23 protein-coding genes are annotated in these 22944 nt (G+C 62.6%); 11 read left to right on the top strand and 12 right to left on the bottom strand.

Annotated features, from left to right (window positions below; all coding sequences use genetic code 11):
• The first annotated feature begins 4 nt into the window (after positions 1–4).
• The 3 genes from carB to HHL08_RS11835 all read left to right on the top strand — a co-directional run bounded on the left by carB (position 5) and on the right by HHL08_RS11835 (position 4557).
• Complete coding sequence (gene carB / locus HHL08_RS11845) at positions 5–3340, top strand: carbamoyl-phosphate synthase large subunit (protein WP_169573379.1); 3336 nt, start codon at positions 5–7, stop codon at positions 3338–3340.
• A 78-nt stretch (positions 3341–3418) separates the two neighbouring features.
• A complete protein-coding gene (gene greA, locus HHL08_RS11840; protein WP_169573378.1) occupies positions 3419–3895 on the top strand; it encodes a transcription elongation factor GreA in 477 nt (158 codons plus the stop codon).
• 2 nt (positions 3896–3897) lie between these two features.
• The gene (locus tag HHL08_RS11835) at positions 3898–4557 is read left to right on the top strand and encodes a rhomboid family intramembrane serine protease (protein WP_169573377.1); all 660 of its coding nucleotides are present in this window, start codon (positions 3898–3900) and stop codon (positions 4555–4557) included.
• 102 nt (positions 4558–4659) lie between these two features.
• On the opposite strand, the gene HHL08_RS11830 is transcribed toward HHL08_RS11835, so the two are convergent.
• The 5 genes from HHL08_RS11830 to HHL08_RS11810 all read right to left on the bottom strand — a co-directional run bounded on the left by HHL08_RS11830 (position 4660) and on the right by HHL08_RS11810 (position 6951).
• The gene (locus HHL08_RS11830; RefSeq protein WP_169573376.1) at positions 4660–4881 is read right to left on the bottom strand and encodes a DUF4170 domain-containing protein; all 222 of its coding nucleotides are present in this window, start codon (positions 4879–4881) and stop codon (positions 4660–4662) included.
• A 105-nt stretch (positions 4882–4986) separates the two neighbouring features.
• Positions 4987–5562 carry a DUF883 family protein gene (locus HHL08_RS11825; protein ID WP_169573375.1) on the bottom strand — a complete coding sequence of 192 codons (576 nt, stop codon included), beginning with the start codon at positions 5560–5562 and terminating at the stop codon, positions 4987–4989.
• Entirely contained in the window at positions 5555–5878 is a 324-nt protein-coding gene (locus HHL08_RS11820; protein WP_169573374.1) for a hypothetical protein, read from the bottom strand. Before HHL08_RS11820 ends, HHL08_RS11825 begins: the two co-directional genes overlap by 8 nt.
• The gene (locus HHL08_RS11815; RefSeq protein ID WP_169573373.1) at positions 5875–6264 is read right to left on the bottom strand and encodes a hypothetical protein; all 390 of its coding nucleotides are present in this window, start codon (positions 6262–6264) and stop codon (positions 5875–5877) included. The genes HHL08_RS11820 and HHL08_RS11815 overlap by 4 nt, the downstream gene beginning before the upstream one ends.
• 57 nt (positions 6265–6321) lie before the next feature.
• Entirely contained in the window at positions 6322–6951 is a 630-nt protein-coding gene (locus HHL08_RS11810) for a hypothetical protein (RefSeq protein ID WP_169573372.1), read from the bottom strand.
• A gap of 229 nt (positions 6952–7180) precedes the next feature.
• On the opposite strand from HHL08_RS11810, the gene eno reads away from it, so the two are divergent.
• The 4 genes from eno to HHL08_RS11790 all read left to right on the top strand — a co-directional run bounded on the left by eno (position 7181) and on the right by HHL08_RS11790 (position 11525).
• Entirely contained in the window at positions 7181–8455 is a 1275-nt protein-coding gene (gene eno / locus HHL08_RS11805; RefSeq protein WP_169573371.1) for a phosphopyruvate hydratase, read from the top strand.
• A 77-nt stretch (positions 8456–8532) separates the two neighbouring features.
• Entirely contained in the window at positions 8533–8844 is a 312-nt protein-coding gene (locus HHL08_RS11800; protein WP_169573370.1) for an FtsB family cell division protein, read from the top strand.
• 234 nt (positions 8845–9078) lie between these two features.
• The gene (gene pdhA, locus HHL08_RS11795; RefSeq protein ID WP_169573369.1) at positions 9079–10155 is read left to right on the top strand and encodes a pyruvate dehydrogenase (acetyl-transferring) E1 component subunit alpha; all 1077 of its coding nucleotides are present in this window, start codon (positions 9079–9081) and stop codon (positions 10153–10155) included.
• Positions 10155–11525, top strand: a complete 1371-nt coding sequence (locus HHL08_RS11790; protein ID WP_169573368.1) for a pyruvate dehydrogenase complex E1 component subunit beta — start codon at positions 10155–10157, stop codon at positions 11523–11525. The genes pdhA and HHL08_RS11790 overlap by 1 nt, the downstream gene beginning before the upstream one ends.
• Before the next feature lie 36 nt (positions 11526–11561).
• Here HHL08_RS11790 and HHL08_RS11785 read toward each other — a convergent pair whose 3' ends face one another.
• The 3 genes from HHL08_RS11785 to HHL08_RS11775 are packed head-to-tail and all read right to left on the bottom strand — an operon-like array spanning position 11562 to position 14757.
• Positions 11562–12227: a TadE/TadG family type IV pilus assembly protein gene (locus tag HHL08_RS11785; protein ID WP_169573367.1), complete on the bottom strand. Its 666-nt coding sequence runs from the start codon at positions 12225–12227 to the stop codon at positions 11562–11564.
• Positions 12224–12820 carry a TadE/TadG family type IV pilus assembly protein gene (locus tag HHL08_RS11780; RefSeq protein WP_169573366.1) on the bottom strand — a complete coding sequence of 199 codons (597 nt, stop codon included), beginning with the start codon at positions 12818–12820 and terminating at the stop codon, positions 12224–12226. The genes HHL08_RS11785 and HHL08_RS11780 overlap by 4 nt, the downstream gene beginning before the upstream one ends.
• On the bottom strand, positions 12817–14757 hold the full coding sequence (locus tag HHL08_RS11775; protein ID WP_169573365.1) for a TadE/TadG family type IV pilus assembly protein: 1941 nt from the start codon (positions 14755–14757) through the stop codon (positions 12817–12819). Before HHL08_RS11775 ends, HHL08_RS11780 begins: the two co-directional genes overlap by 4 nt.
• 153 nt (positions 14758–14910) lie before the next feature.
• Between HHL08_RS11775 and HHL08_RS11770 the strand changes: the two genes are divergently transcribed.
• Both HHL08_RS11770 and HHL08_RS11765 read left to right on the top strand, forming a co-directional pair.
• Entirely contained in the window at positions 14911–15573 is a 663-nt protein-coding gene (locus HHL08_RS11770; protein WP_206377839.1) for a hypothetical protein, read from the top strand.
• Positions 15574–15617: 44 nt separating this feature from the next.
• Positions 15618–16082 (top strand): EF-hand domain-containing protein, encoded by a 465-nt coding sequence (locus HHL08_RS11765; RefSeq protein WP_169573364.1) that lies wholly within the window; start codon positions 15618–15620, stop codon positions 16080–16082.
• 124 nt (positions 16083–16206) lie between these two features.
• On the opposite strand, the gene trmFO is transcribed toward HHL08_RS11765, so the two are convergent.
• Positions 16207–17550: a methylenetetrahydrofolate--tRNA-(uracil(54)-C(5))-methyltransferase (FADH(2)-oxidizing) TrmFO gene (trmFO, locus tag HHL08_RS11760; RefSeq protein ID WP_169573363.1), complete on the bottom strand. Its 1344-nt coding sequence runs from the start codon at positions 17548–17550 to the stop codon at positions 16207–16209.
• 496 nt (positions 17551–18046) lie between these two features.
• Here trmFO and HHL08_RS11755 point away from each other — a divergent pair, with 496 nt between their 5' ends.
• Positions 18047–19114, top strand: a complete 1068-nt coding sequence (locus tag HHL08_RS11755) for a PD-(D/E)XK nuclease family protein (RefSeq protein WP_169573362.1) — start codon at positions 18047–18049, stop codon at positions 19112–19114.
• Between the two features lie 266 nt (positions 19115–19380).
• Here the strand turns inward: HHL08_RS11755 and HHL08_RS11750 are convergent, their stop codons facing one another.
• From HHL08_RS11750 to HHL08_RS11740, 3 genes are read right to left on the bottom strand one after another with little or no spacing between them, the layout of a single operon-like run.
• Complete coding sequence (locus HHL08_RS11750) at positions 19381–19668, bottom strand: HigA family addiction module antitoxin (RefSeq protein ID WP_206377838.1); 288 nt, start codon at positions 19666–19668, stop codon at positions 19381–19383.
• A 7-nt stretch (positions 19669–19675) separates the two neighbouring features.
• Positions 19676–19954, bottom strand: coding sequence for a type II toxin-antitoxin system RelE/ParE family toxin (locus HHL08_RS11745; protein ID WP_169573361.1), 279 nt, complete (start codon positions 19952–19954; stop codon positions 19676–19678).
• 56 nt (positions 19955–20010) lie between these two features.
• Entirely contained in the window at positions 20011–21312 is a 1302-nt protein-coding gene (locus HHL08_RS11740) for a dicarboxylate/amino acid:cation symporter (protein ID WP_169573360.1), read from the bottom strand.
• A 187-nt stretch (positions 21313–21499) separates the two neighbouring features.
• Here HHL08_RS11740 and HHL08_RS11735 point away from each other — a divergent pair, with 187 nt between their 5' ends.
• Complete coding sequence (locus HHL08_RS11735) at positions 21500–22867, top strand: M20/M25/M40 family metallo-hydrolase (protein ID WP_408021773.1); 1368 nt, start codon at positions 21500–21502, stop codon at positions 22865–22867.
• The last annotated feature ends 77 nt before the right edge of the window (positions 22868–22944 follow it).

The following is a 22944-nucleotide window of genomic DNA, read 5'->3' as shown; positions in this document are numbered from 1 at the left end:
ACTTATGCCCAAACGCACCGACATCACCTCCATCCTCATCATCGGCGCTGGCCCGATCATCATCGGGCAGGCGTGCGAGTTCGATTATTCGGGCACGCAGGCGGTAAAGGCGCTCAAGGAAGAGGGCTATCGCATCGTTCTGGTCAATTCCAACCCGGCCACGATCATGACCGACCCGGAATTTGCCGACGCGACCTATGTCGAGCCGATCACGCCAGAGATCGTGGCGAAGATCATCGAGAAGGAGCGGCCGGACGCGGTGTTGCCGACCATGGGCGGGCAGACGGCGCTGAACACGGCGCTGGCGTTGTTCAATGACGGCACGCTGGAGAAATATGGCGTCCAGATGATCGGCGCGGATGCCGAGGCGATCGACAAGGCGGAGGACCGGATCAAGTTCCGCGACGCGATGGACAAGATCGGGCTGGAAAGCGCCCGCTCGCGCATCGCGCATACGATGGAAGAGGCGCTGGAGGGGCTGGAGTTTACCGGCCTGCCATCGATCATCCGGCCTAGCTTCACCATGGGCGGCACCGGCGGCGGCATCGCCTATAATCGCGACGAGTTCATGACCATCGTGCGCGGCGGGCTGGATGCGTCGCCCACGACCGAGGTGCTTATCGAGGAGTCCCTTCTCGGCTGGAAAGAATATGAGATGGAAGTCGTGCGCGACCGCAACGACAATTGCATCATCATCTGTTCGATCGAGAATGTCGACCCGATGGGCGTCCATACCGGCGACAGCATCACCGTTGCCCCGGCGCTGACGCTGACCGACAAGGAATATCAGATCATGCGCAACGCATCGATCGCGGTATTGCGGGAAATCGGCGTCGAAACAGGCGGTTCCAACGTACAATTCGCAGTCAATCCGAAGGACGGCCGCCTGGTCGTGATCGAGATGAACCCGCGCGTGTCGCGCTCGTCCGCGCTGGCGTCCAAGGCGACCGGCTTCCCGATCGCCAAGGTCGCGGCGAAACTGGCGGTGGGTTACACGCTGGACGAGATCACCAACGACATCACCGGCGCGACGCCCGCGTCGTTCGAACCGACGATCGACTATGTCGTGACGAAGATTCCGCGCTTCGCCTTCGAGAAGTTCAAGGGCGCAGAGCCGCTGCTGGGCACCGCGATGAAGTCCGTCGGCGAAGTCATGGCGATCGGCCGCAACATCCATGAATCGATGCAGAAGGCGCTGCGCGGGCTGGAAACGGGCCTGTCGGGCTTCAACACGGTCGATCATCTGGTCGGCGCTCCCAAGGACGACATCATCGCCGCGCTCGCCCAGCCGACGCCGGACCGGCTGCTGGTCGCCGCGCAGGCTTTGCGCGAAGGGTTGAGCGTTCAGGAAATCCATAACATCGCCAAATTCGATCCCTGGTTTCTGGACCGGATCAAGGAAATCGTGGACGCGGAAGGCGAAGTGCTGGCCAATGGCCTGCCGCGCGATGCGGACGGGATGCGGCGTCTGAAATCCATGGGTTTTTCCGACAAGCGGCTCGCCTATCTGGCGCTCAAGTCGGCCAATCTGGCGGGCAATGAGCGCGGCATTGCGCGGGGATCGGGCCTGATCCACGAGGCGGTCGTCGCCATGACCGGCGGCGTGACGGAGGATGAAGTCCGCAAGCTGCGTCATAAACTGGGCGTGCGTCCGGTGTTCAAGCGCATCGACACCTGCGCGGCCGAGTTCGAGGCGAAGACGCCGTACATGTATTCGACCTATGAAGCGCCGATCTTTGGCGAGGCCGAGAATGAATCCGCGCCGACGGACCGGGAGAAGGTCGTGATCCTGGGCGGCGGGCCGAACCGGATCGGGCAGGGTATCGAGTTCGACTATTGCTGCGTCCATGCCTGCTTCGCGCTCAGCGAAGTCGGCTATGAAACCATCATGATAAACTGCAATCCTGAGACGGTTTCGACCGACTATGACACGTCGGACCGGCTCTATTTCGAGCCATTGACGGCCGAGGATGTGCTGGAAATCCTGCATGTCGAAATGTCTAACGGGACGCTGAAGGGCGTGATCGTTCAATTTGGCGGCCAGACGCCGCTCAAGCTGGCGCAGGCGCTGGAGGATGCGGGCATCCCGATCCTGGGCACTAGCCCGGACGCGATCGACCTAGCCGAAGATCGCGAGCGGTTCGCCGCGCTGATCGATAAGCTGAAACTGCGCCAGCCCGCCAACGGCATCGCCCGCAGCCGGGAGGAAGCGATCGCGGTCGCCAACCGAATCGGCTATCCCGTGCTGATGCGCCCCAGCTACGTGCTGGGTGGCCGCGCGATGGAGATCGTCGACGGCCAGGCGCAGTTGGAGGAATATATTACCACGGCCGTCAAGGTGTCGGGCGACTCGCCGGTGCTGATCGACCAATATCTGCGCGACGCGATCGAGGTGGATGTCGATGCGCTGTGCGATGGCGAGGATGTCGTGGTCGCGGGCGTATTGCAGCATATCGAGGAGGCCGGCGTCCATTCGGGCGACAGCGCCTGTTCGCTGCCGCCCTACAGCCTGTCGGACGACATCATTGCGGAGATCGAACGCCAGACCGAAGTGCTGGCCCATGCGCTGTCCGTGCGCGGCCTGATGAACATCCAGTTCGCGGTCAAGGACGGGGTGGTTTACCTGATAGAGGTCAATCCGCGCGCCAGCCGGACCGTGCCCTTCGTCGCCAAGGCGATCGGCACCCCCATCGCCAAGATCGCGTCCCGCGTAATGGCGGGGGAAAAGATCAAGGATCTGCCCAAGATTGACCGCAACGCGATCAACCATGTCGCGGTCAAGGAAGCGGTCTTCCCCTTCGGCCGCTTCCCCGGCGTCGATCCCGTCCTTTCGCCGGAAATGAAAAGCACTGGCGAAGTCATGGGAATCGATAGCAATTTCGCGACCGCCTTCGCCAAGGCGCAGATCGGCGCGGGCACCATGTTGCCGACGCAGGGCATGGTGTTCATCTCGCTCAAGGACAGCGACAAGCCGGTCATCCTGCCTGCCGCGCGCAAGCTGGTGGACATGGGCTTCAAACTGATCGCGACCGGCGGCACCGCCCAATATCTGGAAGAACAGGGTATCGCCGTACAGCGGGTCAACAAGGTAGCCGAGGGCCGGCCGCATATCGTGGACAAGATCACCGATGGCGATGTGCAACTGATCTTCAACACCACCGAAGGCTGGCAGTCCCTGAAAGACAGCAAGGCGATCCGTATCAGCGCGCTGCGCCACAAGGTCGCCAGCTTCACTACGGCCGCCGCCAGCGTCGCTGCGGCCGATGCGATCGAGGCTTTACGGGGTCATGCCCTTGAAGTGCGCTCGCTCCAGTCCTATTATCCCCTGTCGCAAGCCTGATCCCCTGCATAAGGAAGCATGCTGCGGGCGGCCCGACGTTCGGGTCGCCAAAGGGAAGTTTTGACGAAGGATTTGCAAATGGCGACCGTCGAGAAGATGCCGATGCTGCAGATGGGCTATGACAAGCTCAATACGCAGCTCCGCGAACTGAAGGCCGAACGGCCGCTGATCGTGGACGCCATCGAAGAAGCGCGCGCACACGGCGATTTGTCCGAAAACGCCGAATATCACGCCGCCAAGGAGCGGCAGGGCCAGGTCGAGGCAACGATCAACGACCTGGAGGACAAGCTGTCCCGCGCCCAGGTGATCGACCCCAAGACGCTGTCGGGTAACAAGATCGTATTCGGTGCGACCGTGACGTTGCTGGACGAAGACGACAAGCCGGTGAAATATCAGATTGTCGGCCAGGCCGAAGCGGACGCCAAGCAGGGCATGATCAGCTATAACAGCCCGCTGGGCCGCGCGCTGATCGGCCGCACGGTGGGCGAGGATGTGGAAGTGTCCGTGCCGTCGGGCGACAAATTCTATTCGGTCGACAAGATCGAATTCATCTGACCGTGAAGCTGCCGGCTGGCCGACTGACCAATGGGATTGGGGCGATTACGGTCGCCGCTTTCCTGCTGATCTATCTGACCGGACAGGTCGATAACGCCGCGATCGTCGGCGGCTTCATTCCTGCGCGCCTTAGCGATCCGGCGTTGCTCGACGGCATGGCCGCGGTGCCGGCCTGGCTGACGCCGCTCAGTTGCACTTTCATCCATGCCGGATGGCTGCATATCGGCTTCAACATGTTGATGCTGCTCTTTTGCGGGCGGCAGGTGGAGCATGTGTTGGGTTGGGCCGGGACGCTCGCTCTCTATGTCGTTGGCGCATATGGCGCGTGCCTGGCGCAATGGGCGATCGATCCGGGGTCCACCAACCCGATGGTCGGGGCCAGCGGTGCCATTTCCGCCATCATCGCGCCCTATGCCCTGCTGTATAGCCAGCAACAGGTCCGCGCCATCGGGCCGCTATCGGCCAATCTGGTGCGCGTGTTGTGGCTGGCGGGCGCGTGGATCGCGGTGCAATTGATGATCGGGCTGGCAAGCGGCGCGGGGATGAGCGAACTCGGCCAGATCGCGATCGCCGCCCATATCGGCGGCTTCCTGGTGGGGCTGGCACTGACCCGGCCGCTCCTGCGCTGGCGCTTCAGGAAGAAGCCGCGCGCGGCGCATTAAGGCCAAAAAATTTGGCCGTTCGGGCTGAGCCTGTCGAAGCCCTGCTCTTCTTCCTGAGAAAGAAAGGCCCTCCGACAATCTCAGGGCGAACGGAGGCGCGGCTTAGGCGCCCGGCAGTTCCGGTTCCAGTAGGCGATGCAGATGCACGATGACATAACGCATCTCGGCGTCGTCAACCGTGCGCTGCGCCGCGCTGCGCCAGGCCTTTTCGGCTGACGCATAGTCGGGGAACACGCCGACGAGATCGACCTTGCTGAGATCCTGAAATTCGAGGGTCTGCGGATTCGTCACGCGACCACCCAGCACCAGATGCATTTTGCTCATGGCGTTATCTATTCTCCTTATGCGTATCGCGATGCCTTAGCATCGTCACCGCGATACGCCAAGAAGAGCAGGGGATTGGTCCGATTGCGTTTGCCGCAATCGCGATTAGCTTTTGGGCAATCGCGCCTTGATCGCGTCGCTCAGCGCATCGACCTTCGCGGCGACCAGGGCGGTCACCTCGTCGGCGAGTTTCGACGCCCTGGCCGGCAGGTCGGCCGATGCCACGCTGTCGCGCGCATCCGATGCCACATCGCCAGCCGCGTGGAGGGCCTGAGTCGCGCCCTGCTTCACCGTTTCGGCACCCTCGGCAGCGGCGGCGCGTGCGGCGACGGCAGCCTCCAGAAAGCGCGAGCCGGCGGTAACCGCCAGGCCCGGCAGCGCCTTCATGGCGGCGCGGCTCTTGGGGAACATCCAGGCGACTACCGCGCCCACAGCGACAGCGCCGGCGACGGCGACGATCGGATGTTCCTGCACGATCTCATTGGCGCGGGAGGCGACCCGCTGGGTCTTGTCGCGCGCCTCGCCATAGGCTTCGCTCGCCTTGTCGCGGCTCGTCTGGATCAGTTCGCCTGCACTTTCGCGCGCCTTTTCGCCGGTATCCTTGATCCGGTCGGTGGCGGTCGTTGCGGCGTCGTTCGCCGCTTCGCGAACGCGGGTCAGTTGAGCGCGGATATCAGCCATCGTCAGTCTCCGAATTGTCTAACTGGGTGTCTTGGAAGCGAACGTATAGCCGCCGGAAAAGTGCCGCCAGCGGACGCCGCGCCAGAAAAAGTCCGAAGGCGGTGGCGGCTGCGGCGATCGCGGCGGGGCGCTGTTGCGCCTGCGCGGCGGCATTGGCCACGCCATTCAGCAGGGCGTTGCTCGCCTTGTCCTTCACATCCTTTTTGAGCCGGGCGGGCGCGACACGGGCCTTGGCTTCCGCCGCCGTGAGGGACAGGCGTCCGCGCGCGGCATCCGCACGCTCGCAGGCCTGGCGATATCGGGCTTCCAGGTTCATGGCGCGATCGCCTTCTTCATCCGCGTGATGCTGCCCTTGGCTGCCAGCAGCAGCAACACGACCAGCATCAATGCACCGCCAACGACGATCAGGGTGGCCCAGATTGGCGCGATGACCTGCGCCAAAGCGATGGTCAGGCCAACGACCAGTGCGACGATGCTGGCGAAGGCGAGCATCAGCGCCACGACGCCGAACAGTGCGGCGTTGCGCATCCCAACGCCGATGATGCCGGCGCGCAGTTTCTGCTTGTCCGCTTCGGCCGCAGCAAAGGCGCGGCCATCGGCATAGAGCCGCGCGAGGACGTCGCGCACGCTTTCTTCGGGCGCGCCTTCGGGCTGCCCATCGGTGTGCGGCGTCACCGCCGTATCCGCTGGCTCGTCAATCAATTGGGCCTCCGTCCCGCCGTGCAGGATCGTGCGTCGGTCAGGAAATGCGTGGCTGCATCAGGCCTTGTCGTCCGATCCCTTGGCCAGGCGCATCAGCACGAAGCCGACCACGGCGGCCGCGCCGATTGCAACCGCCGGGCTTTTGCGCACGAAATCGCGCGCTTCACCCAGCAACTGATCGACATCCTTGGCATCAAGCGTGTCGGCGGCACCCGCGACCGATTCCGCCGCCTGGCGGGCATAATCACCATATTGGGGACCAAGCTTTGCATCGACCGTGCCGGCGGTGTCGGAAATCAGCTTGGCCAGGCTCTGCATGGCGGTGCCAGTTTTCTCCTTGGCGACGCCGGCGGCCGACTTAGCGGTCTTGCCAGCCTGATCCTTGATGGGGTCGATATGCGCCTTCCAATCGACCGAATTGAATTTGTCGGTTGCGACCTTGGCCGCTTTTTCCGCCTGCGCCTTGATCGGGGCGATTTGCGCGGTCCAGCCATGCGCGGCGGCACCATTGCCTGGCTTTTTCGCGGCAGGCCCCTTGCGCGTGGCGGCCTTCTTGACCGGCGCGGCCTTCACCGCGGGGGCGGAAGGCGTCGCGATCGCCGACTTGGCGGGCTTCGCCTTGACCGGCTTGACGGCTACCGTCTTCTTCACGCGCTTGATGGGCGGGGTTCCCGGTGTGTCGGCCATGGTCCTCTAGTCTCCCTTTCGAATACGGCATCGCGGCCCTGAAAGGCCGTGGCATCACACAACAAATGCATCGCGGCGGAATACAGTTCCGTTGCCGTTACATTTTCGACCATCGGCATTTTTTGCGTCCGCGCAAGCCCTGCATTGCCAATGGCAGAGGCGCTGGCTAAGCGGAGCGCACATTCCCGGCCACCGGCCGCCCGTTACGACGCTAAGTGCAGGAGCGATCATGACCGCTATTCTCGATATTCACGCCCGCCAGATTCTCGACAGCCGTGGCAATCCCACCGTCGAAGTCGACGTCATGCTGGAAGACGGCAGCTTCGGCCGCGCCGCCGTGCCTTCGGGCGCATCGACCGGCGCCTATGAAGCGGTGGAAAAGCGTGACGGCGACATGAGCAAATATCTGGGCAAGGGCGTGCTGGCCGCCGTCGCAGCCGTCAACGACGAGATTGCCGGCGAACTGATCGGCCTGGACGCCGAGGACCAGGGCGAAGTCGATGCTGCGATGATCGCGCTGGACGGCACGGAAAACAAGTCGCGCTTGGGTGCCAACGCGATCCTGGGCGTGTCGCTCGCCGCGGCGAAGGCCGCAGCGGACGCGCGCGGCCTGCCGCTCTATCGCTATGTCGGCGGCGTGTCGGCCCATGTGTTGCCGGTGCCGATGATGAACATCATCAACGGTGGCGAACATGCCGACAACCCGATCGATTTTCAGGAATTCATGATCATGCCGGTCGGTGCGGAAAGCATCGCCGACGCCGTGCGCATCGGTTCGGAAATCTTCCACACGCTCAAAAAGGGTCTGCATGACAAGGGGCTGGCGACGTCTGTAGGCGATGAAGGCGGCTTTGCGCCCAACATCGCGTCCACCCGCGACGCGCTCGACTTCATCATGCTGTCGATCGAAAAGGCCGGCTACAAGCCGGGCGACGACGTCGTGCTGGCGCTGGATTGCGCCGCGACCGAATTTTTCAAGAACGGCAAATATGAGATTTCGGGCGAGGGCTTGTCCCTGTCGCCGGTCGAAATGGCCGATTATCTCGCCGCGCTGTGCGCCGACTATCCGATCAAGTCGATCGAGGACGGCATGAGCGAGGATGATTTCGAAGGCTGGAAGGCGCTGACCGACAAGATCGGGCATCAGGTGCAGTTGGTCGGCGACGACCTGTTCGTCACCAACCCGGCGCGCCTGTCGATGGGCATCGGCAAGGGGCTGGCGAACTCGCTGCTGGTGAAGGTCAACCAGATCGGCACGCTGACCGAGACGCTGGCCGCCGTCGATATGGCTCACCGCGCCCGCTACACCGCCGTCATGTCGCACCGGTCGGGCGAGACCGAGGACGCGACCATCGCCGACCTCGCCGTCGCCACCAATTGCGGACAGATCAAGACCGGGTCGCTGGCCCGTTCGGACCGGCTCGCCAAATATAACCAGCTCATCCGCATCGAGGAAGAACTGGGCGATATCGCGGTTTATGCCGGGCGTTCGATCTTCCGCTAAGCATTGGGAGACTCGGCTGGCCGCAAGCGACGCATTTTTCGCTTGCGGCCAGCCTTTTCCTGTGATTCTTCTGGTCCATGGCGCACATCGCTAAACTTCGTCTTCTCCTCTGGTCGGCCATCGGCCCCGCGATCGCGCTGCTCCTGCTGCTGTTTTTCGCGGGCTATGTCGTGCTGGGGTCTAACGGCGTGCTGGCCTGGGGCGATTATTCGCGTCAGTTGCATGAAGCGAAGACGGAATTGAAGCATGTGCAGGAAGCGCGCGCAGAATTGCGCAATCGGGTCGACCTGCTCAACCCGCGCCGCGTCGATCCCGATCTGTCGGATGAACTCATCCGCCGCCAGCTAGGCGTGATCCACCATGATGAAGTGGTCGTGCCGCTGAATTGAGCCGCATCATCCTATGCCGGCTTTTGAAATGATTTTGCGTTGAAAATGCCGTCTCGGTAATTTTGCTGCGAGGCGTTGCAAGCCGCCTTCGGATGCATTCCCTCCCGCCATCAATTTTCGGCCGCAGCTATTGGTTATGCCCGGATTCCGTGGGGTCCGCCGTTGCAATATATGCAACTCTGCCGCTATATCGGCCTTCCTTCCATCCTACCCCCACGCAAAAGGATAAGAGCCTTGGCGAAACCAACGACGCCGCGTGCTTCGACTGCAAAGGCGAAAGCGGCTGCACCCGCTGCCGGCGCGGACCACAATCGGCCTCGCCCGCAAACTCCGACCGATTACAAGGCCAGCAAGGAAGAATTGCTGGAATTTTATCGGCAGATGGTCCTCATCCGCCGCTTCGAGGAAAAGGCCGGGCAGCTTTATGGCCTGGGCCTGATCGGCGGCTTCTGCCATCTCTATATCGGCCAGGAAGCAGTCGCAGTCGGCATCCAGTCCGCGCTCGTACCCGGCAAGGACAGCGTTATCACCGGCTATCGCGACCATGGCCACATGCTCGCTTATGGTATCGACCCCAACCTGATCATGGCCGAACTGACCGGCCGCGAAGCCGGCATTTCGCGCGGCAAGGGCGGTTCGATGCACATGTTCAGCGTCGAACATAAATTCTTCGGCGGCCATGGCATCGTCGGTGCACAGGTGTCGCTGGGCGCGGGTCTGGGCTTTGCACATAAATATAATGGCGATGGCGGCGTGTGCGTCGCCTATTTTGGCGACGGCGCGGCCAACCAGGGCCAGGTCTATGAATCCTTCAACATGGCCGAACTGTGGAAGCTGCCGATCATCTTCGTGATCGAGAATAACCAGTACGCCATGGGCACCAGCGTCAACCGCGCTTCGTCGGAAGATCAGTTGTATCGCCGTGGCGAAAGCTTCCGCATCCCCGGCCTCCAGGTCGATGGCATGGACGTGCTGGCCGTGCGTGGCGCGATTGAGGAAGCGCTGAAATGGGTTCATGATGGCAATGGCCCGATCCTGCTGGAAATGAAGACCTATCGCTATCGCGGCCATTCCATGTCCGACCCGGCCAAATACCGGTCGCGCGAGGAAGTGCAGGCGATGCGCGACAAGTCCGATCCGATCGAAGGCGTGAAGAAATATCTGATCGAGGCCGGCGTCAGCGAGGAAGACATCAAGGGTATCGACCAGGCCATCCGCAAGACCGTCGCCGAGGCGGCCGATTTTGCGGAATCATCGCCCGAGCCGGAACTGCATGAACTCTATACCGACGTGCTGGTGGAGCAATATTGATGGGTATCGTAATCAAGATGCCGGCACTCTCGCCGACGATGGAAGAGGGCACGCTGGCCAAATGGCTTGTGAAGGAAGGCGATGAGGTCAAGTCCGGCGATATCCTGGCCGAGATCGAAACCGACAAGGCGACGATGGAATTTGAAGCCGTAGACGAGGGCAAGATCGGCAAGATCATGATCGCCGAAGGCACCGAAGGCGTAAAGGTCGGCACCGTGATCGCCGAGATGGCGGGCGAAGGCGGCGAAGAAGCGGTGCCCGCACCTAAGGCCGAAGCCCCGAAGGCGGACGCTGAACCCGCGCCGAAGAAGGCGGAGAGCGGCACGTCTAAGCTCGCCTCGGAAGCCAAGGCGACCGTCGCCGACCCGGATCTGCCCGAAGGCACCGAATATGTGAAGACGACGGTGCGCGAAGCGTTGCGCGACGCGATGGCCGAAGAAATGCGCAAGGACGAACGCGTCTTTGTAATGGGTGAGGAAGTTGCCGAATATCAGGGCGCGTACAAGGTCACCCAAGGCCTGCTCGACGAATTTGGCGACAAGCGCGTCATCGACACGCCGATCACCGAATATGGCTTTGCCGGAATCGGCACGGGCGCCGCCATGGGTGGTCTGCGTCCGATCATCGAGTTCATGACGTTCAACTTCGCCATGCAGGCGATCGACCACATCATCAACTCGGCGGCCAAGACCAATTACATGTCCGGCGGCCAGATGCGCTGCCCGATCGTGTTCCGTGGTCCCAATGGCGCCGCCAGCCGCGTGGGCGCGCAGCACAGCCAGAATTACGGTCCCTGGTATGCCGCCGTCCCCGGCCTGATCGTCATCGCGCCCTATGACGCGGCCGACGCGAAGGGCCTGCTGAAGGCTGCGATCCGTTCGACCGATCCGGTCGTATTTCTGGAGAATGAACTTCTCTACGGCCGCAGCTTCGACGTGCCGAAGGTCGATGATTATGTCCTGCCGATCGGCAAGGCCCGCATCATGCGGCCGGGCAAGGATGTAACGCTGGTCAGCTACTCGATCGGCGTCGGCCTGGCGCTCGACGCGGCAGAGACGCTGGCGGCCGAGGGCATCGACGCCGAAGTGATCGATCTGCGCACGCTGCGCCCGCTCGACACCGCGACGGTGCTGGCAAGCCTGAAGAAGACCAACCGCCTGGTGGTGGTGGAAGAAGGTTGGCCGACCTGCTCGATCGCGTCGGAAATCGCCGCTGTGGTCATGGAACAGGGCTTCGACGATCTCGACGCTCCGGTGCTGCGCGTCACCAACGAAGATGTGCCGCTGCCCTATGCCGCGAACCTGGAAAAGGCGGCACTGATCGATGCCAGCCGCGTGGTCGCTGCTGCCAAGAAGGTGTGCTACAGATGAAAAGGAAGGGCGGCTCGAAAGGCCGCCCTTTTTCTATCAGCTACAGGCGGCGGTGGCCGATGTCGCCAGGCCGCCGGCATTCTTGATCGCCTGATCGGTCCGTTCGCGCACGTTGAAGGCGCTGGTGTAGCGGATCACCTTTGCGCCGAAGATCGTATTGGTGATCAGCGGCTGATAATTATAGGCGACCTCCACAAACATGACCGCGGTGCTACTGGCGGCCTTCACCTTCTTGTCGGCGGTCGTGCCCGGTCCCATGCCGAATTTCATGCTGGCATCGGTCTTGCCGTTATTGGCAACGCCATAGGATGACGTGAAACTGCCGCTCCCCCAGCAGCGCTGCCAGCGTATATATTGCCCCTCGTTCGCTCCGGTGAGGCCGTTCGGCTCCAGGTCGGACAGGAATATCCGGCCATTGGCTTTCAGTGCCAGCGAATTGGTCGACAATTCGGCGCCGGTCATGATTTCGTTGACGTCTGCTTCGTCGATCGATGTGCGCACGCGGGCGGCATTGTCGGCGACCAGCATCGCCACCTGACTGACGCGCATATGGGCCAGCGCCAGGTTCGCACATTCCAGTCCCGACATGCACAGCACGAGCAGCACCGGCAACGAGAAGGCGAATTCGATCAGCGCCAGGCCGCGATCGTCGCGGCGCAGGCGGCGCGTCAGTGCGGCAAGGCGGGGGAAGGTCGTCTTCATGTGCATTTGACCGTCGGTGTGCCCTGGTTCGCCCAGGGCTGGTTGCGGACGATGGTGGTGGCGGTGGCGGATTGCGTGGCGCTCCAGCCGAGCAATTTCGCCATCGGGAACAGGCGCGGCATCGACACCGTCACTTCATAATAGACGATGTCGTCGGCGCTGCCGAGGCCGGTCGATCCGCCCGCCGCATCATAGGCGCCATTCCCATTGGCGTCCTCATAGCAGTCGCCTGTATTATAGCTGCCCAGCGGCGCGGTATCCGTGGTGATCTTTTCCGGTTTCCCCACGCGCGAGAAATTATAATAGCTTTTCTTGGTGGTGGAGGTCGTGCCGTTCTTCGAATTGATCGTGGCCATCTGCGCGTCGATATAGGTTTCGATCTGCGTGCTGTTGAGCGTGCCGACCGATGCGGCGCGCGACGCCTTTTCCAGCACGCCCCGCGTTACCGCGCGCAGATAGGATTGATAGCCCAGGTCGCCGATCGCCATGATGGTCAGGATCAGCGGCCCGGCGACCAGGCCGAACTCCAGCAAGGTCGCGCCGCGCGCATGGGCGCGCAGCCGGACGAGGAAGGGGACGATCCGGCCTATCATTGCGACAGCCTCAAGCCGCCGATATTCTTGGCAATATCCTTGAACTTCTGGCGCAGCGTCGACGGATTATAGGCCATGAACCAGTGGTTGCCGCTGTTGGCGCAGGTCTGCAACTCGGTGTCGAGCATCGTCGAATCGAGCGTGCCGGTAGGCGGCTGGTCCTTGAAGCCGACGACCCAGATGGTGACTCCCTGGCCCTTTATGGCGTTGCACATCATTTCCAGCCGTCGTTTGTGGATGGCTATCAGTCCGTCATCGTTCGTGCTGGTAGCTGCGACGCGGCCATCCAACTTCTGATAACCATAGGCGCCATAGACCGCATCATAGGCGGTCAGATCGCCATCAGTCATGAAAATGATGTGCCGCGAGATGTTGAAGCCGTTGGGCGCGTTGGCATTTTCGCTCGCGAAGATGCCGGTAGGCGACAGGAAGCGCGCGCCCCACATCATGCCGATGTCGTGATAGGTGCCGCCGATCGCGATCAGCCCATCGACATAGGTGTTGAAACTGCTTGCCATGCCTGAAGGTGTGGCCGATCGGCTGGTATAGCTGGCCAGCTTGCGCGCCTTGCTCGGACAAGCGTTCCAGCCCCCGCTTATTCGCGATGCGGAGTTCAGGTTGTTGCCACTGCGATCGAACTCGATTTCTGGCCAGTGCGGCCGCCACCTTGTCGCGGCGTTGGTTGGCGCCGTATCGATTTGCAGGTCGAATGCGCCCGATGGAATGGACGAGGTCGATGTCGTGGAGGTGATGCTGCTGTCGGTGTCGCGTTCCTCGATGCAGCCCGACCAGGTAGCGGTGGTGCCGTCTATATAGGCTGGATTGACGGTCGACGCGCCGGTGATAAAGTTTGAGACGTCGGCGGCGAAATCATTGTAGACCCAGACATTGAGCGATGTGTTGCCAGTGCCGCCGGTGATGTTGGTGGTGTGCGTAGTCGTCACTTCCTGACGCACGCATTTCTGATTGCCGCTGCCCGATGAAGGGAAGGGATTGGTCCCGTTCCAGCTATAGGCCGCATAGACGATCTTGGTAACCGTGCCCGGATAGCTGCCGCTTACCGATGTGGAGACATTAGCCCAGGTCTGGCAGTTCGATCGCGACACGTTGCTCGAATCACTTTGTGCGGAGGCCGCACTGGAGACGCAACTGTTAGATCCAGAGCCTTTATAGCCTCGATAGCAAGTGTTCGTGGTCGATGGAGTGTCATTATAATAGGTCATGCGCCGGCTATTATATGTCCATGTGTCCCCCGTGATCCCGCCCACCAGCGCGCTCGACGGCAACGAATAACCTACGTTGACGGTCGAGCTATAGGGCATGAAACCGTAACGAATGCGGCCCGTCGTATCGGACCCCGCGCCCAGCGTGTCGTAGAAATCCTTCACCGCCAGCTTCAGCGCCGCCAGCCGGGTCATCACCGTGCCGTCCGTGTCGGTCATGTTGCTGGACATGGAACCGGTGGTGTCGAGCACCAGCATGACGTCGGTATTGCCGATGTCGAACCGGCTTTCGCACGTCACGGCCAGCGGCAGCGTCGTGTAACCGAAGATCTTCATGATCGTGGTCGGCATGGTCGTTTCCGCGGTCACCTGGACCGTGGTCGTGTCGCTAGGCTTGCTCTGGATGACCGGGGTGAAGGTCGCGGCCTGGAACGTGTTCTGCGGGAAGTTGAAGTCGAAGAACTTGCGCGCTTCTGCGATATCGGTCGTGGACATGGTCGCCCCGGTCATCGCACGGCGGCCCGCCAGCGCGGCGGAATCGCAGGCCTGCTGCATCCGGGCGCGGGCCATATAGGCGCGGCTCATGTCCAGCCCGCCGCCGATCAGCGCCGCGAGCGGGATGATCGCCGCGGCGACCATGGCCATGACATTGCCCGCCTGGTTGCCGGCCAGCCGCTTCAGGAAGCCCATAGGATACTGGTTTACCTTGCCCATTTGCCTGCAATCACCCATGTCGCGCCCCACACCCCCCAATAATGGGTAGGGCAGCCTTTCCGCCTATGCAGGCGCACTCGTTAGAATGTGTATGAGGAAGATGGTTAAAGGACCGATAACCTGCGTATCCCCTGTCAGCACGGGAGTCGCCCGATGAGCCTGGACGAAGACGCCGTGCCGCCGCTGGGCCTGTTGCTCGCCGCTTATGCCGGTAGCGGACAGGTGGCGCGGCACCGCGCGCTCTGGGCGTTCGACGCGCGGCTGGCGAAGGTCGCGCGCACCACCAGCGAGCCGATGATCGGCCAGATGCGGCTGGCATGGTGGAATGACGTCATTGACGATTCCGCAGGCATCAAGGGACAGGGCGAGCCGGTGGTCGACGCGATGCGGGCGACGGGGGCTTGTGGAGCGCCGGGGCTGGTGGCGGTGATCGACGGCTGGGAAGTGCTGGTGGTCGAACCGGACATCGATGTGCAGGGGCTGCGCGATTATGCCGCGGGGCGGGGCGGCGGATTGTTCCGGGCGCTGGCCGATGGGGCGCAAGCGCCGGACTGGCTGGCGGCGGCGGGGCAGGTATGGGCGCTGTGGGATCTGGCCGGGCATGTCGGGGACGATGCGCTGGCGGCGGCGGCGCTGGCTTTGGCGGTCGAGTTGGTGCCGCAGGTTGACGGCGCGCGCTGGCCGCGGGGGTGGAAGCCGTTGCGGATCGCCTTCACTCTGGCGCGGCAGGATGTGCTGGCGGGTCGCGGCGCGCCCAGGGGCATGCCGCGGGCGCTGGCGGGACGGTTGGTGCGGATCGCGCTTGTCGGACGCTAGTGTGTCGGGATAGGCTGGCCTCCGACGGACTTGAGGAGGGCGGCATGGGGCGATTGCTGGCGGGTGGCATGGCGGCGCTGCTGCTGGTCGCGGGCGGCCTGTTCTGGTGGCAGGGGCGGGCGGACACCGCGCCGGTGCCCCAGCTTGCCTCCGCCCCGCCGCCACCGCCGCAGATAGAGCCGCTGCCACAGGGCGATCCGGATGCCGTCGGCGATGCGCCGCCGATGCCCGGCGAGGCCAGCCCGCAGAGCCGGGAGCAGAAGCGTTTTGTCCGTTACGACCGGAACCGCGATGGCGTCATCACGCGGGTCGAGATGCTGGGCAGCCGGACCAAGGCGTTCAAGGCGCTGGACAAGGATGGCGACAATCTGTTGTCCTTCGAGGAATGGGCGGCGGCGACGGCGGACCGGTTCGGCGTGGCGGATGGCGACAAGGACGGCAAGCTGACCCCGGCGGAGTTCGCCGCCACCGCGCCGAAACTGGCGGTGAAGGCGAAGTGCAAATGCTAAAGCGATTTCCGTTCGTTTCGAGCGAAGTCGAGAAACGAGGCAAAGCCGAGTTCAGCGAAGCTAAACGATAGCATCGTCATGGGCGCTTCTCGACTTCGCTCGAAGCGAACGGTGGTTAGTGTTGTCACGCCAACGCCATCTCCCCCATCCACACGCCGAAGGACGCGCGGGCGCGGGAGGTATAGGCTTCCTTGCGCTGCTTCTTCTTGACCTCCTCCAGCGTCGGGAAAAGGCCGAAATTGACGTTCATCGGCTGATAGTCGGCGCTCACCACATTGCCCGTCACATGGCCGAGCAGCGCGCCCAGCGCCGTGTCGGCGGGGGGCGGCGTCAGGGCGCGGCCCAGCAGTTCGGCCGCAGCGAAACGCCCGGCGATCAGGCCGATCGCGGCGCTCTCCACATAGCCTTCGCAGCCGGTCATCTGCCCGGCGAAGCGGATGTGCGGCGCGCTTTTGAGGCGCAGGGTTTCATCGAGCAGCTTGGGCGACTGGATGAAGGTGTTGCGGTGCAGCCCCCCCAGCCGCGCAAATTCGGCATTTTGCAGGCCAGGAATGGTGCGGAACAGCTCAACCTGCGCGCCATGTTTCAGCTTGGTCTGGAAACCGACCATGTTCCATAGCGTGCCGCTGGCATTGTCCTGCCGCAACTGCACCACGGCATAGGGCCAGCGGCCGGTGCGGGGATTGTCCAGCCCCATCGGCTTCATCGGGCCGTGACGGAGGGTTTCCGGCCCGCGCGACGCCATCACCTCGATCGGCATACAGCCCTCGAAATAGGGGGTGCTGGCCTCCCATTCCTTGAACACGGTCTTTTCGCCGTCGAGCAATCCCTGGACGAAAGCCTGATACTGGTCCTTGTCCATCGGGCAGTTGATATAATCCTTCCCCTCGCCGCCGCCGGGGCCGATCTTGTCCCAGCGGTTCGCCATCCAGCACTGGTCCATGTCGATGCTGTCATGGTGGATCACCGGCGCGATTGCGTCGAAGAACGCCAGATGCTCCATCCCCGCCGCCTGGCCGATGCTGGTGGCGAGCGCGGGCGCGGTCAGCGGGCCGGTGGCGATGATGGTCATGCCCTCGGTCGGCACCGTGTCGATCCGTTCGCGGACGATCTCCACATTGGGATGATCGGCCAGCGCGCGGGTGACGGCGCCCGAAAAGACATGGCGGTCGACCGCCAGCGCGGAGCCGGCGGGCACCTTGGCCGGTTCGGCGCTGGCCATGATGAGCGAGTCCAGCCGCCGCATTTCCTGATGCAGCAGCCCCACGGCATTTTTGTCCGCGTCGTCGGAGCGAAAGCTATTGGAGCAGACCAGTTCGGCTAGCCCCTCCGTCTGATGCGCGGGCGTCATGTCGCCGCTCCCGCGCATTTCCGACAGGCGCACGCGGATGCCGGCCTGCGCCAACTGCCACGCCGCCTCCGTTCCGGCGAGGCCGCCGCCGATGATATGGACCTGATGATGGGACATGATGCGTGTGACTTTATAGCTGTGCGTGGGTGGTTGATCGTGCGGGCGTCCGTGCGACATATCGCTGCTTTGGGCAAGGGCTATAGCCGATGGCGGGCGAGTAGGACAGGGCGGGGTGAGGCGCTTTTGGAGCGGCGGGCGATTAGCGAAAGCTGCGAAGTACACACCGTCGCAGGGTGCGCGTTTGTGCGGGTGCGGGTATGCAGAACGGACTTCGCAATAGGAGGGTTTTTGCGAAGTGGGGTGGTTGGGATTGGCCGTGATGCGCCAGTTATGGCCACTCAACAGGGCACTTTCATTTCCTCAAAGCCGCCGTTCGCTTCGTCGTACCAATTCACGACAAACCTGAAACGACTAGGAAGGCTTGTACGCTGCGGCTTGACTGGCCAGCTCCTGCATGTCGAAAGGAACGGACGTAAGCATACCATACAGGCGAAGGGGCAAAGAAGAAAATGCGCAGTGGTAACGCCCATCCGTTCGCCCAAGGATGGCAGGTATGAGCGAAGAGTTCGTTCCCACGCTGACCCATGCGACCGAGCGAGACATCGACCTGCTGCTGGTGGAGGAGCTTTTCGCCTCCCCTGACTTCGTTGCATGGCTACTGGTCAGGGCGGGTTTGCCGGTACAGGTCGGTCGGTCAACCGTTCTTCATAGCAAACGTCGCACCCGTAGCCGCCGCGAGATTGACATCTTCGTTGAGGCGAAGACGGCGAGCGGCGAAGATATAGCCCTGTTGATCGAGAATAAGCTCGATGCAACCGAGCAGCCGGATCAGGCTGAAAGCTATCGCGAAGAACTCGATGTCTTGGCCGAGCGTTTTTCGCATCGCGCTGTGCTCATCGTGTGCCCATCTGCCTATTCGGCGCAACATTCAGACTTCACGGGCAGGTTTGATGCGATAGTCACTTACGAAGCGTTGGCCGAATATTTTGCGGAACGGATATCGCATCCGATACCAGAAGGCGCGCGGATGCAATTCCGCGCCGATCTTCTTCAACAAGCGATCACGAAGGCACGGCGGGGCTATACACCGGTTCCTAATCCCGTAATTGGCACATTCAACGAGAAATATGTCGCATTGCTGGCGCAGCTTGCACCCGAGATCATGCCCGGCCCGACGATGTTGAAACCCGCCAACCCAGACGAGAGCGTCTCAATGATCTTTGACGCCAAGCGGACTTTGGCCTTCATGCCCGATACGATCCGCCCATCCCGGTTTGCCCATGAATTGGGCAAAGGCAGCGCCACGCGCGCAAACTATGTTGCGGTGGTGTTTGCCAAGTGGGGGCCAGCGCTGGCTGTTGTGCGTGATGCACTGGAACACGATTCCGCTGGACTAGGCGTGAGCTTCTCCGCCAACGCAGCGACGAAAACTCGCCCAACACCTGGATTGGTAATGTCTTGGCCGACCCATATGGTGAACAACCAGGGCAGCTTTGAGGATCAGGAAGCCGTGATTGCCCAAGGTATTGAACGGGCGCTAGAGGTCTGCAAGTGGCTAAGTGAAAACCAAGATACTCTCTTGCGGTGGAAGAGCCTGGTTGAGAATGAGCTTAACCAATGAAAGGCTGGCTAGCTAGATGAAAGATGGCCGCTCTCGGAGCAAATGGATCGGATCGAACGGCAGAAAGGTCGGCTGCAGCGGAATGTCAGAATCTGGCTACTACGATGGAAAACCGCCCTCCATGCCTCGGTGTCCGACAAAAAGATGTTTGCCGACAGCCCACGGGAATGTCCGCTTTCCTACTCTTACTCCCCATAACCCGCCTTTCCGCTATCGGCCAACGTCTACAAAAACGCTTGCCTAAACTTCGACCCTACACCTTTTCTTTAGGCCGCTTCCTGCAACCGACGCACCACAGGTTGCGCATGCTGGCGCGCGCGCCAGAGGTCGTAGTTGGCCTGCATGGCGAGCCAGGCGCGGGCCGTGCTGGTGCCTGCCTGTTCGAGCCGCAGCGCAAGGTCGGGGCTGATCGCAGCCTTGCCGTTCAGCACGCGCGACAGGGCGACCCGCGACATGGCGAGCCGACTGGCCGCTTCGGTCACCGACAGCTTGAGTGCCACGATGACTTCATCGCGGAGCAGTTCGCCGGGATGGGGCGGATTGTGCATCATCATGATAGCCTCAATGATAGTCCTGATAATCGACGAGTTCTACGTCTGTACCGACAAAGCGGAAGGTGATGCGCCAGTTGCCGTTGACCCACACCGACCAATGGCCCTTCAGATCGCCCTTCAACAGGTGCAGTTTGAAGGACGGTAAATTCATGTCATCCGGTCCGCCCGCCACGTCGAGCAATCCCAGGATGTTGCGGATTTTCTTCCCATGGGACGCCTGAATACCCCGTGTCGTGCCGAAGGTGTAGAAGGCTTCAAGCCCCTTGTGCCGGAATCCGATTATCATGAGCGACCGTATCGCGTATCGTTACGCGATGCAAGCATCGGGGCGTCGCGTTGTCCTCAAACCACCACCAATTCCCCATCCCCATAATAAGCCGCCTCGTCCAATATCCCCTCCCGCTTCGCCACGATCACGCCCACCAGCACTTGCCCCGCAACATTCACCGCTGTCCGGCCCATATCCAGAATCGGGTCGATCGCCAGCAACAGGCCCACGCCCTCCAGCGGCAGGCCCAGCGTCGAGAGCGTCAGCGTCAGCATCACGATCGCGCCGGTCAGGCCGGCGGTCGCGGCCGATCCGATGACCGATACGAAGACGATCAGCGCATAATCCACGAAATGCAGCGGGATGCCGTAGAAGCCCGCGACGAAGATCGCAGCCAGCGCGGGGTAGATCGATGCGCAGCCGTCCATCTTGGTCGTGGACGCCAGCGGAATGGCGAAGGCGGCATAGCCCTTGTCCACGCCCAGCCGCTCGGTCACGGCTTCAGTGACGGGCAGGGTGCCGACCGAGGAGCGCGAGACGAAACCCAACTGGATTGCGGGCCACGCCTTGGCGAAGAAGGGGCCGGGTTTCAGGCCATTGGCGATCAGCAGCGCCGGATAGACGACCAGCAGCACCAGCGCGAGGCCGAGATAGATGGTGGCGGTGAAGGTACCAAGCTGGGCCAGCGCGCTCCAGCCATAGGTGGCGATCGCGGTGCCGATGAGGGCCGCCGAACCGATCGGCGTCAGGCGGATGACCCAGCCAAGCAGCGCGCGCACGACCGCGAGCAACGAGCGGACGAAGCCCAGGAAAGCGTCGGCCTTTTCGCCCACTTTCAACGTCGCGAGGCCGACCGCGATCGAAATGACCAGCAATTGCAGGATGTTGAAGCTGATGCTGGTGGACGCGCTGCCGTCGGTAATCTTGGTGCTGCCCGACAGGGCCAGGCTGTTGGCCGGCACCAGGCCTTTGAGGAAATCGAGCCAGCCGCCCATGTTCTCGTTCTTGCCCATGGCCAGCGCGGTGCCTTGCAGGCCTGCGCCCGGCTGAACGATGACGCCGATGGCGATGCCGATCGCGACCGCGATCAGCGCGGTGATGGCGAACCACAGCAATGTCTGCCCCGCCAGCCGCGCGGCATTGTCCAGCGCGCGCAGGTTGGCGATGGACGCGACGATGGCGGCGAAGACCAGGGGCGGCACGATCGCTTTCAGCAACGAGACGAAGATCGAGCCGACCGTCTTGAGCGCTGTCGCCAGTCCGTTGAGGTCGCCATCCGGCCCCGCGCCGATCTGGCGCGCAACCAGGCCCAACAGAAGGCCCACGACCATGCCGGCCAAAACCTGAAATCCGAAACTGCGATAATGGAGGGCCATGTCTTTTTCCTCTGGGCGACCGGCTGCCTATATCGGGTGACGGTCGGCCGATTGCGCGCAAGCAATTCTTGACGTGTGTATAACAGGGATAAGGTGGCCCTCTTTCCGCTGTGGTGGATCAACGCATTGGCGGGACCGATCCGCTATGCCAGATATGGGATATCGATCCATCGGGGAGTTGCAACATATGATGATGCGCGGCGCATATTCGGCTTTGGCGCTGCTGGCGCTGCCGCAGGGCGCGATGGCGGCGGCGGATGCCGGGGCGGCCAAGGATATTTTGATGCGCTCCGTCGCGATGAAGACGGTGCAGGGCGCGGGGCAGGTGCCCAAACTGGCGGCCTATTATGCGGGCGTGTTGAAGGCCGCGGGATTTGCCGACGCGGACATCGTCGTCACGCCGATGGGCGAGACGGCGACTTTTGCCGCGACGATGAAGGGTAGCGACCTGACGCTGAAACCCATGGCGCTGATCGGCCATATGGATGTGGTGGCGGCGGACCGGGCGGACTGGACCCGCGACCCCTTCGTGCCGGTGGAGGAAGATGGCTATATTTTCGGGCGCGGCGCGGAGGATAATAAATATGACGTCGCGATGATGGTCGCGACAATGGCGCAGCTGAAGAAGGAAGGCTGGAAACCGCGTCGAACCGTCATCCTGCTCCTGTCGGGGGACGAGGAAACCGATATGGTGACGACCAAGGCTTTGGCGGCGCAGTATAAGGATATTGCGCTGTTGCTGAACGGCGATGGCGGCGGCGGGTTGCTGAATGACGAAGGCAAGCCGGTGCTGTACCAGTTGCAGGCGGGCGAGAAGAGCTATGCCGATTTTGAGTTCGCCTTCACCGATGCGGGCGGCCATTCGAGCGCGCCGACGCCGGGCAATCCCATCTATCGCATGGCCAGGGCGATCGACGCGATTGCGGCCTATCAATTCCCGCCGATGCGCAATGAACTGACCAAGGCGTCGCTGGCGCTGTCTGCCGACCGGATCGGTGGGGAAGTGGGGCAGGCGATGCGGCGCTATGCGGAGACGGGCGACGCGGCGGCGGCGGACCTGCTGTCGACCCGGCCGGAGTTCATCGGGCAGGTGCGCACCACCTGCGTCGCGACGATGGCGAGCGCGGGTCATGCGCTTAACGCGCTGCCGCAGAGCGCAAAGGTCAGCGTCAATTGCCGCATCTTTCCGGGCATCCCCATTGAGGATGTGAAGGCGCAACTGGTGAAGGTGGTGAACGATCCGACCGCCACGGTGAAGACCTTGGGCGATCCGCTGGCCAGCGACGCCTCGCCCCTGCGCGCCGACGTGATGAAGGTGGTGCGCGATGCGGTGACGGTGCGGGCGGCGGACATTACGGTGATGCCGGGCATGTCGGCGGGGGCGACCGACAGCCTCTATTTCCGCGCGCTGGGGGTGCCGAGCTACGGCGTGTCCAGCCTGTTCATGAAGGCGCAGGACGGCTTTGCTCATGGGCTGAACGAGCGGGTGCCGGTGGCTGGCATCAGGGAATCGTTGGAGCAGTGGGACGCGGTGGTGCGCGGGTTGGCGAAGTAACAGGCTGTCGTTTCCCAGACCGTTCGTCCTGAGTAGCCATTGAGCGAAGTCGAAATGGCGTATCGAGGGTTATGCGC

This window comes from Sphingobium psychrophilum (assembly GCF_012927105.1).
In the GTDB taxonomy this organism is placed as follows: domain Bacteria; phylum Pseudomonadota; class Alphaproteobacteria; order Sphingomonadales; family Sphingomonadaceae; genus Sphingobium; species Sphingobium psychrophilum.
The sequence above is the reverse complement of the archived record's forward strand: the minus strand, read 5'-3'. Positions and strand labels throughout refer to the sequence as shown.

Coding starts and splice junctions, on each gene's coding strand:
- carB (WP_169573379.1), top strand. CDS start 5: ATGCCCAAACGCACCGACATCACCTCCATCCTCATCATCGGCGCTGGC.
- HHL08_RS11800 (WP_169573370.1), top strand. CDS start 8,533: ATGGCGCACATCGCTAAACTTCGTCTTCTCCTCTGGTCGGCCATCGGC.
- greA (WP_169573378.1), top strand. CDS start 3,419: ATGGCGACCGTCGAGAAGATGCCGATGCTGCAGATGGGCTATGACAAG.
- HHL08_RS11775 (WP_169573365.1), bottom strand. CDS start 14,757: ATGGGCAAGGTAAACCAGTATCCTATGGGCTTCCTGAAGCGGCTGGCC.
- HHL08_RS11735 (WP_408021773.1), top strand. CDS start 21,500: ATGATGATGCGCGGCGCATATTCGGCTTTGGCGCTGCTGGCGCTGCCG.
- HHL08_RS11825 (WP_169573375.1), bottom strand. CDS start 5,562: ATGGCTGATATCCGCGCTCAACTGACCCGCGTTCGCGAAGCGGCGAAC.
- HHL08_RS11765 (WP_169573364.1), top strand. CDS start 15,618: ATGGGGCGATTGCTGGCGGGTGGCATGGCGGCGCTGCTGCTGGTCGCG.
- HHL08_RS11755 (WP_169573362.1), top strand. CDS start 18,047: ATGAGCGAAGAGTTCGTTCCCACGCTGACCCATGCGACCGAGCGAGAC.
- HHL08_RS11810 (WP_169573372.1), bottom strand. CDS start 6,951: ATGGCCGACACACCGGGAACCCCGCCCATCAAGCGCGTGAAGAAGACG.
- trmFO (WP_169573363.1), bottom strand. CDS start 17,550: ATGTCCCATCATCAGGTCCATATCATCGGCGGCGGCCTCGCCGGAACG.
- HHL08_RS11785 (WP_169573367.1), bottom strand. CDS start 12,227: ATGAAGACGACCTTCCCCCGCCTTGCCGCACTGACGCGCCGCCTGCGC.
- HHL08_RS11790 (WP_169573368.1), top strand. CDS start 10,155: ATGGGTATCGTAATCAAGATGCCGGCACTCTCGCCGACGATGGAAGAG.
- HHL08_RS11750 (WP_206377838.1), bottom strand. CDS start 19,668: ATGATGATGCACAATCCGCCCCATCCCGGCGAACTGCTCCGCGATGAA.
- HHL08_RS11830 (WP_169573376.1), bottom strand. CDS start 4,881: ATGAGCAAAATGCATCTGGTGCTGGGTGGTCGCGTGACGAATCCGCAG.
- HHL08_RS11745 (WP_169573361.1), bottom strand. CDS start 19,954: ATGATAATCGGATTCCGGCACAAGGGGCTTGAAGCCTTCTACACCTTC.
- eno (WP_169573371.1), top strand. CDS start 7,181: ATGACCGCTATTCTCGATATTCACGCCCGCCAGATTCTCGACAGCCGT.
- HHL08_RS11820 (WP_169573374.1), bottom strand. CDS start 5,878: ATGAACCTGGAAGCCCGATATCGCCAGGCCTGCGAGCGTGCGGATGCC.
- HHL08_RS11740 (WP_169573360.1), bottom strand. CDS start 21,312: ATGGCCCTCCATTATCGCAGTTTCGGATTTCAGGTTTTGGCCGGCATG.
- HHL08_RS11770 (WP_206377839.1), top strand. CDS start 14,911: ATGAGCCTGGACGAAGACGCCGTGCCGCCGCTGGGCCTGTTGCTCGCC.
- HHL08_RS11780 (WP_169573366.1), bottom strand. CDS start 12,820: ATGATAGGCCGGATCGTCCCCTTCCTCGTCCGGCTGCGCGCCCATGCG.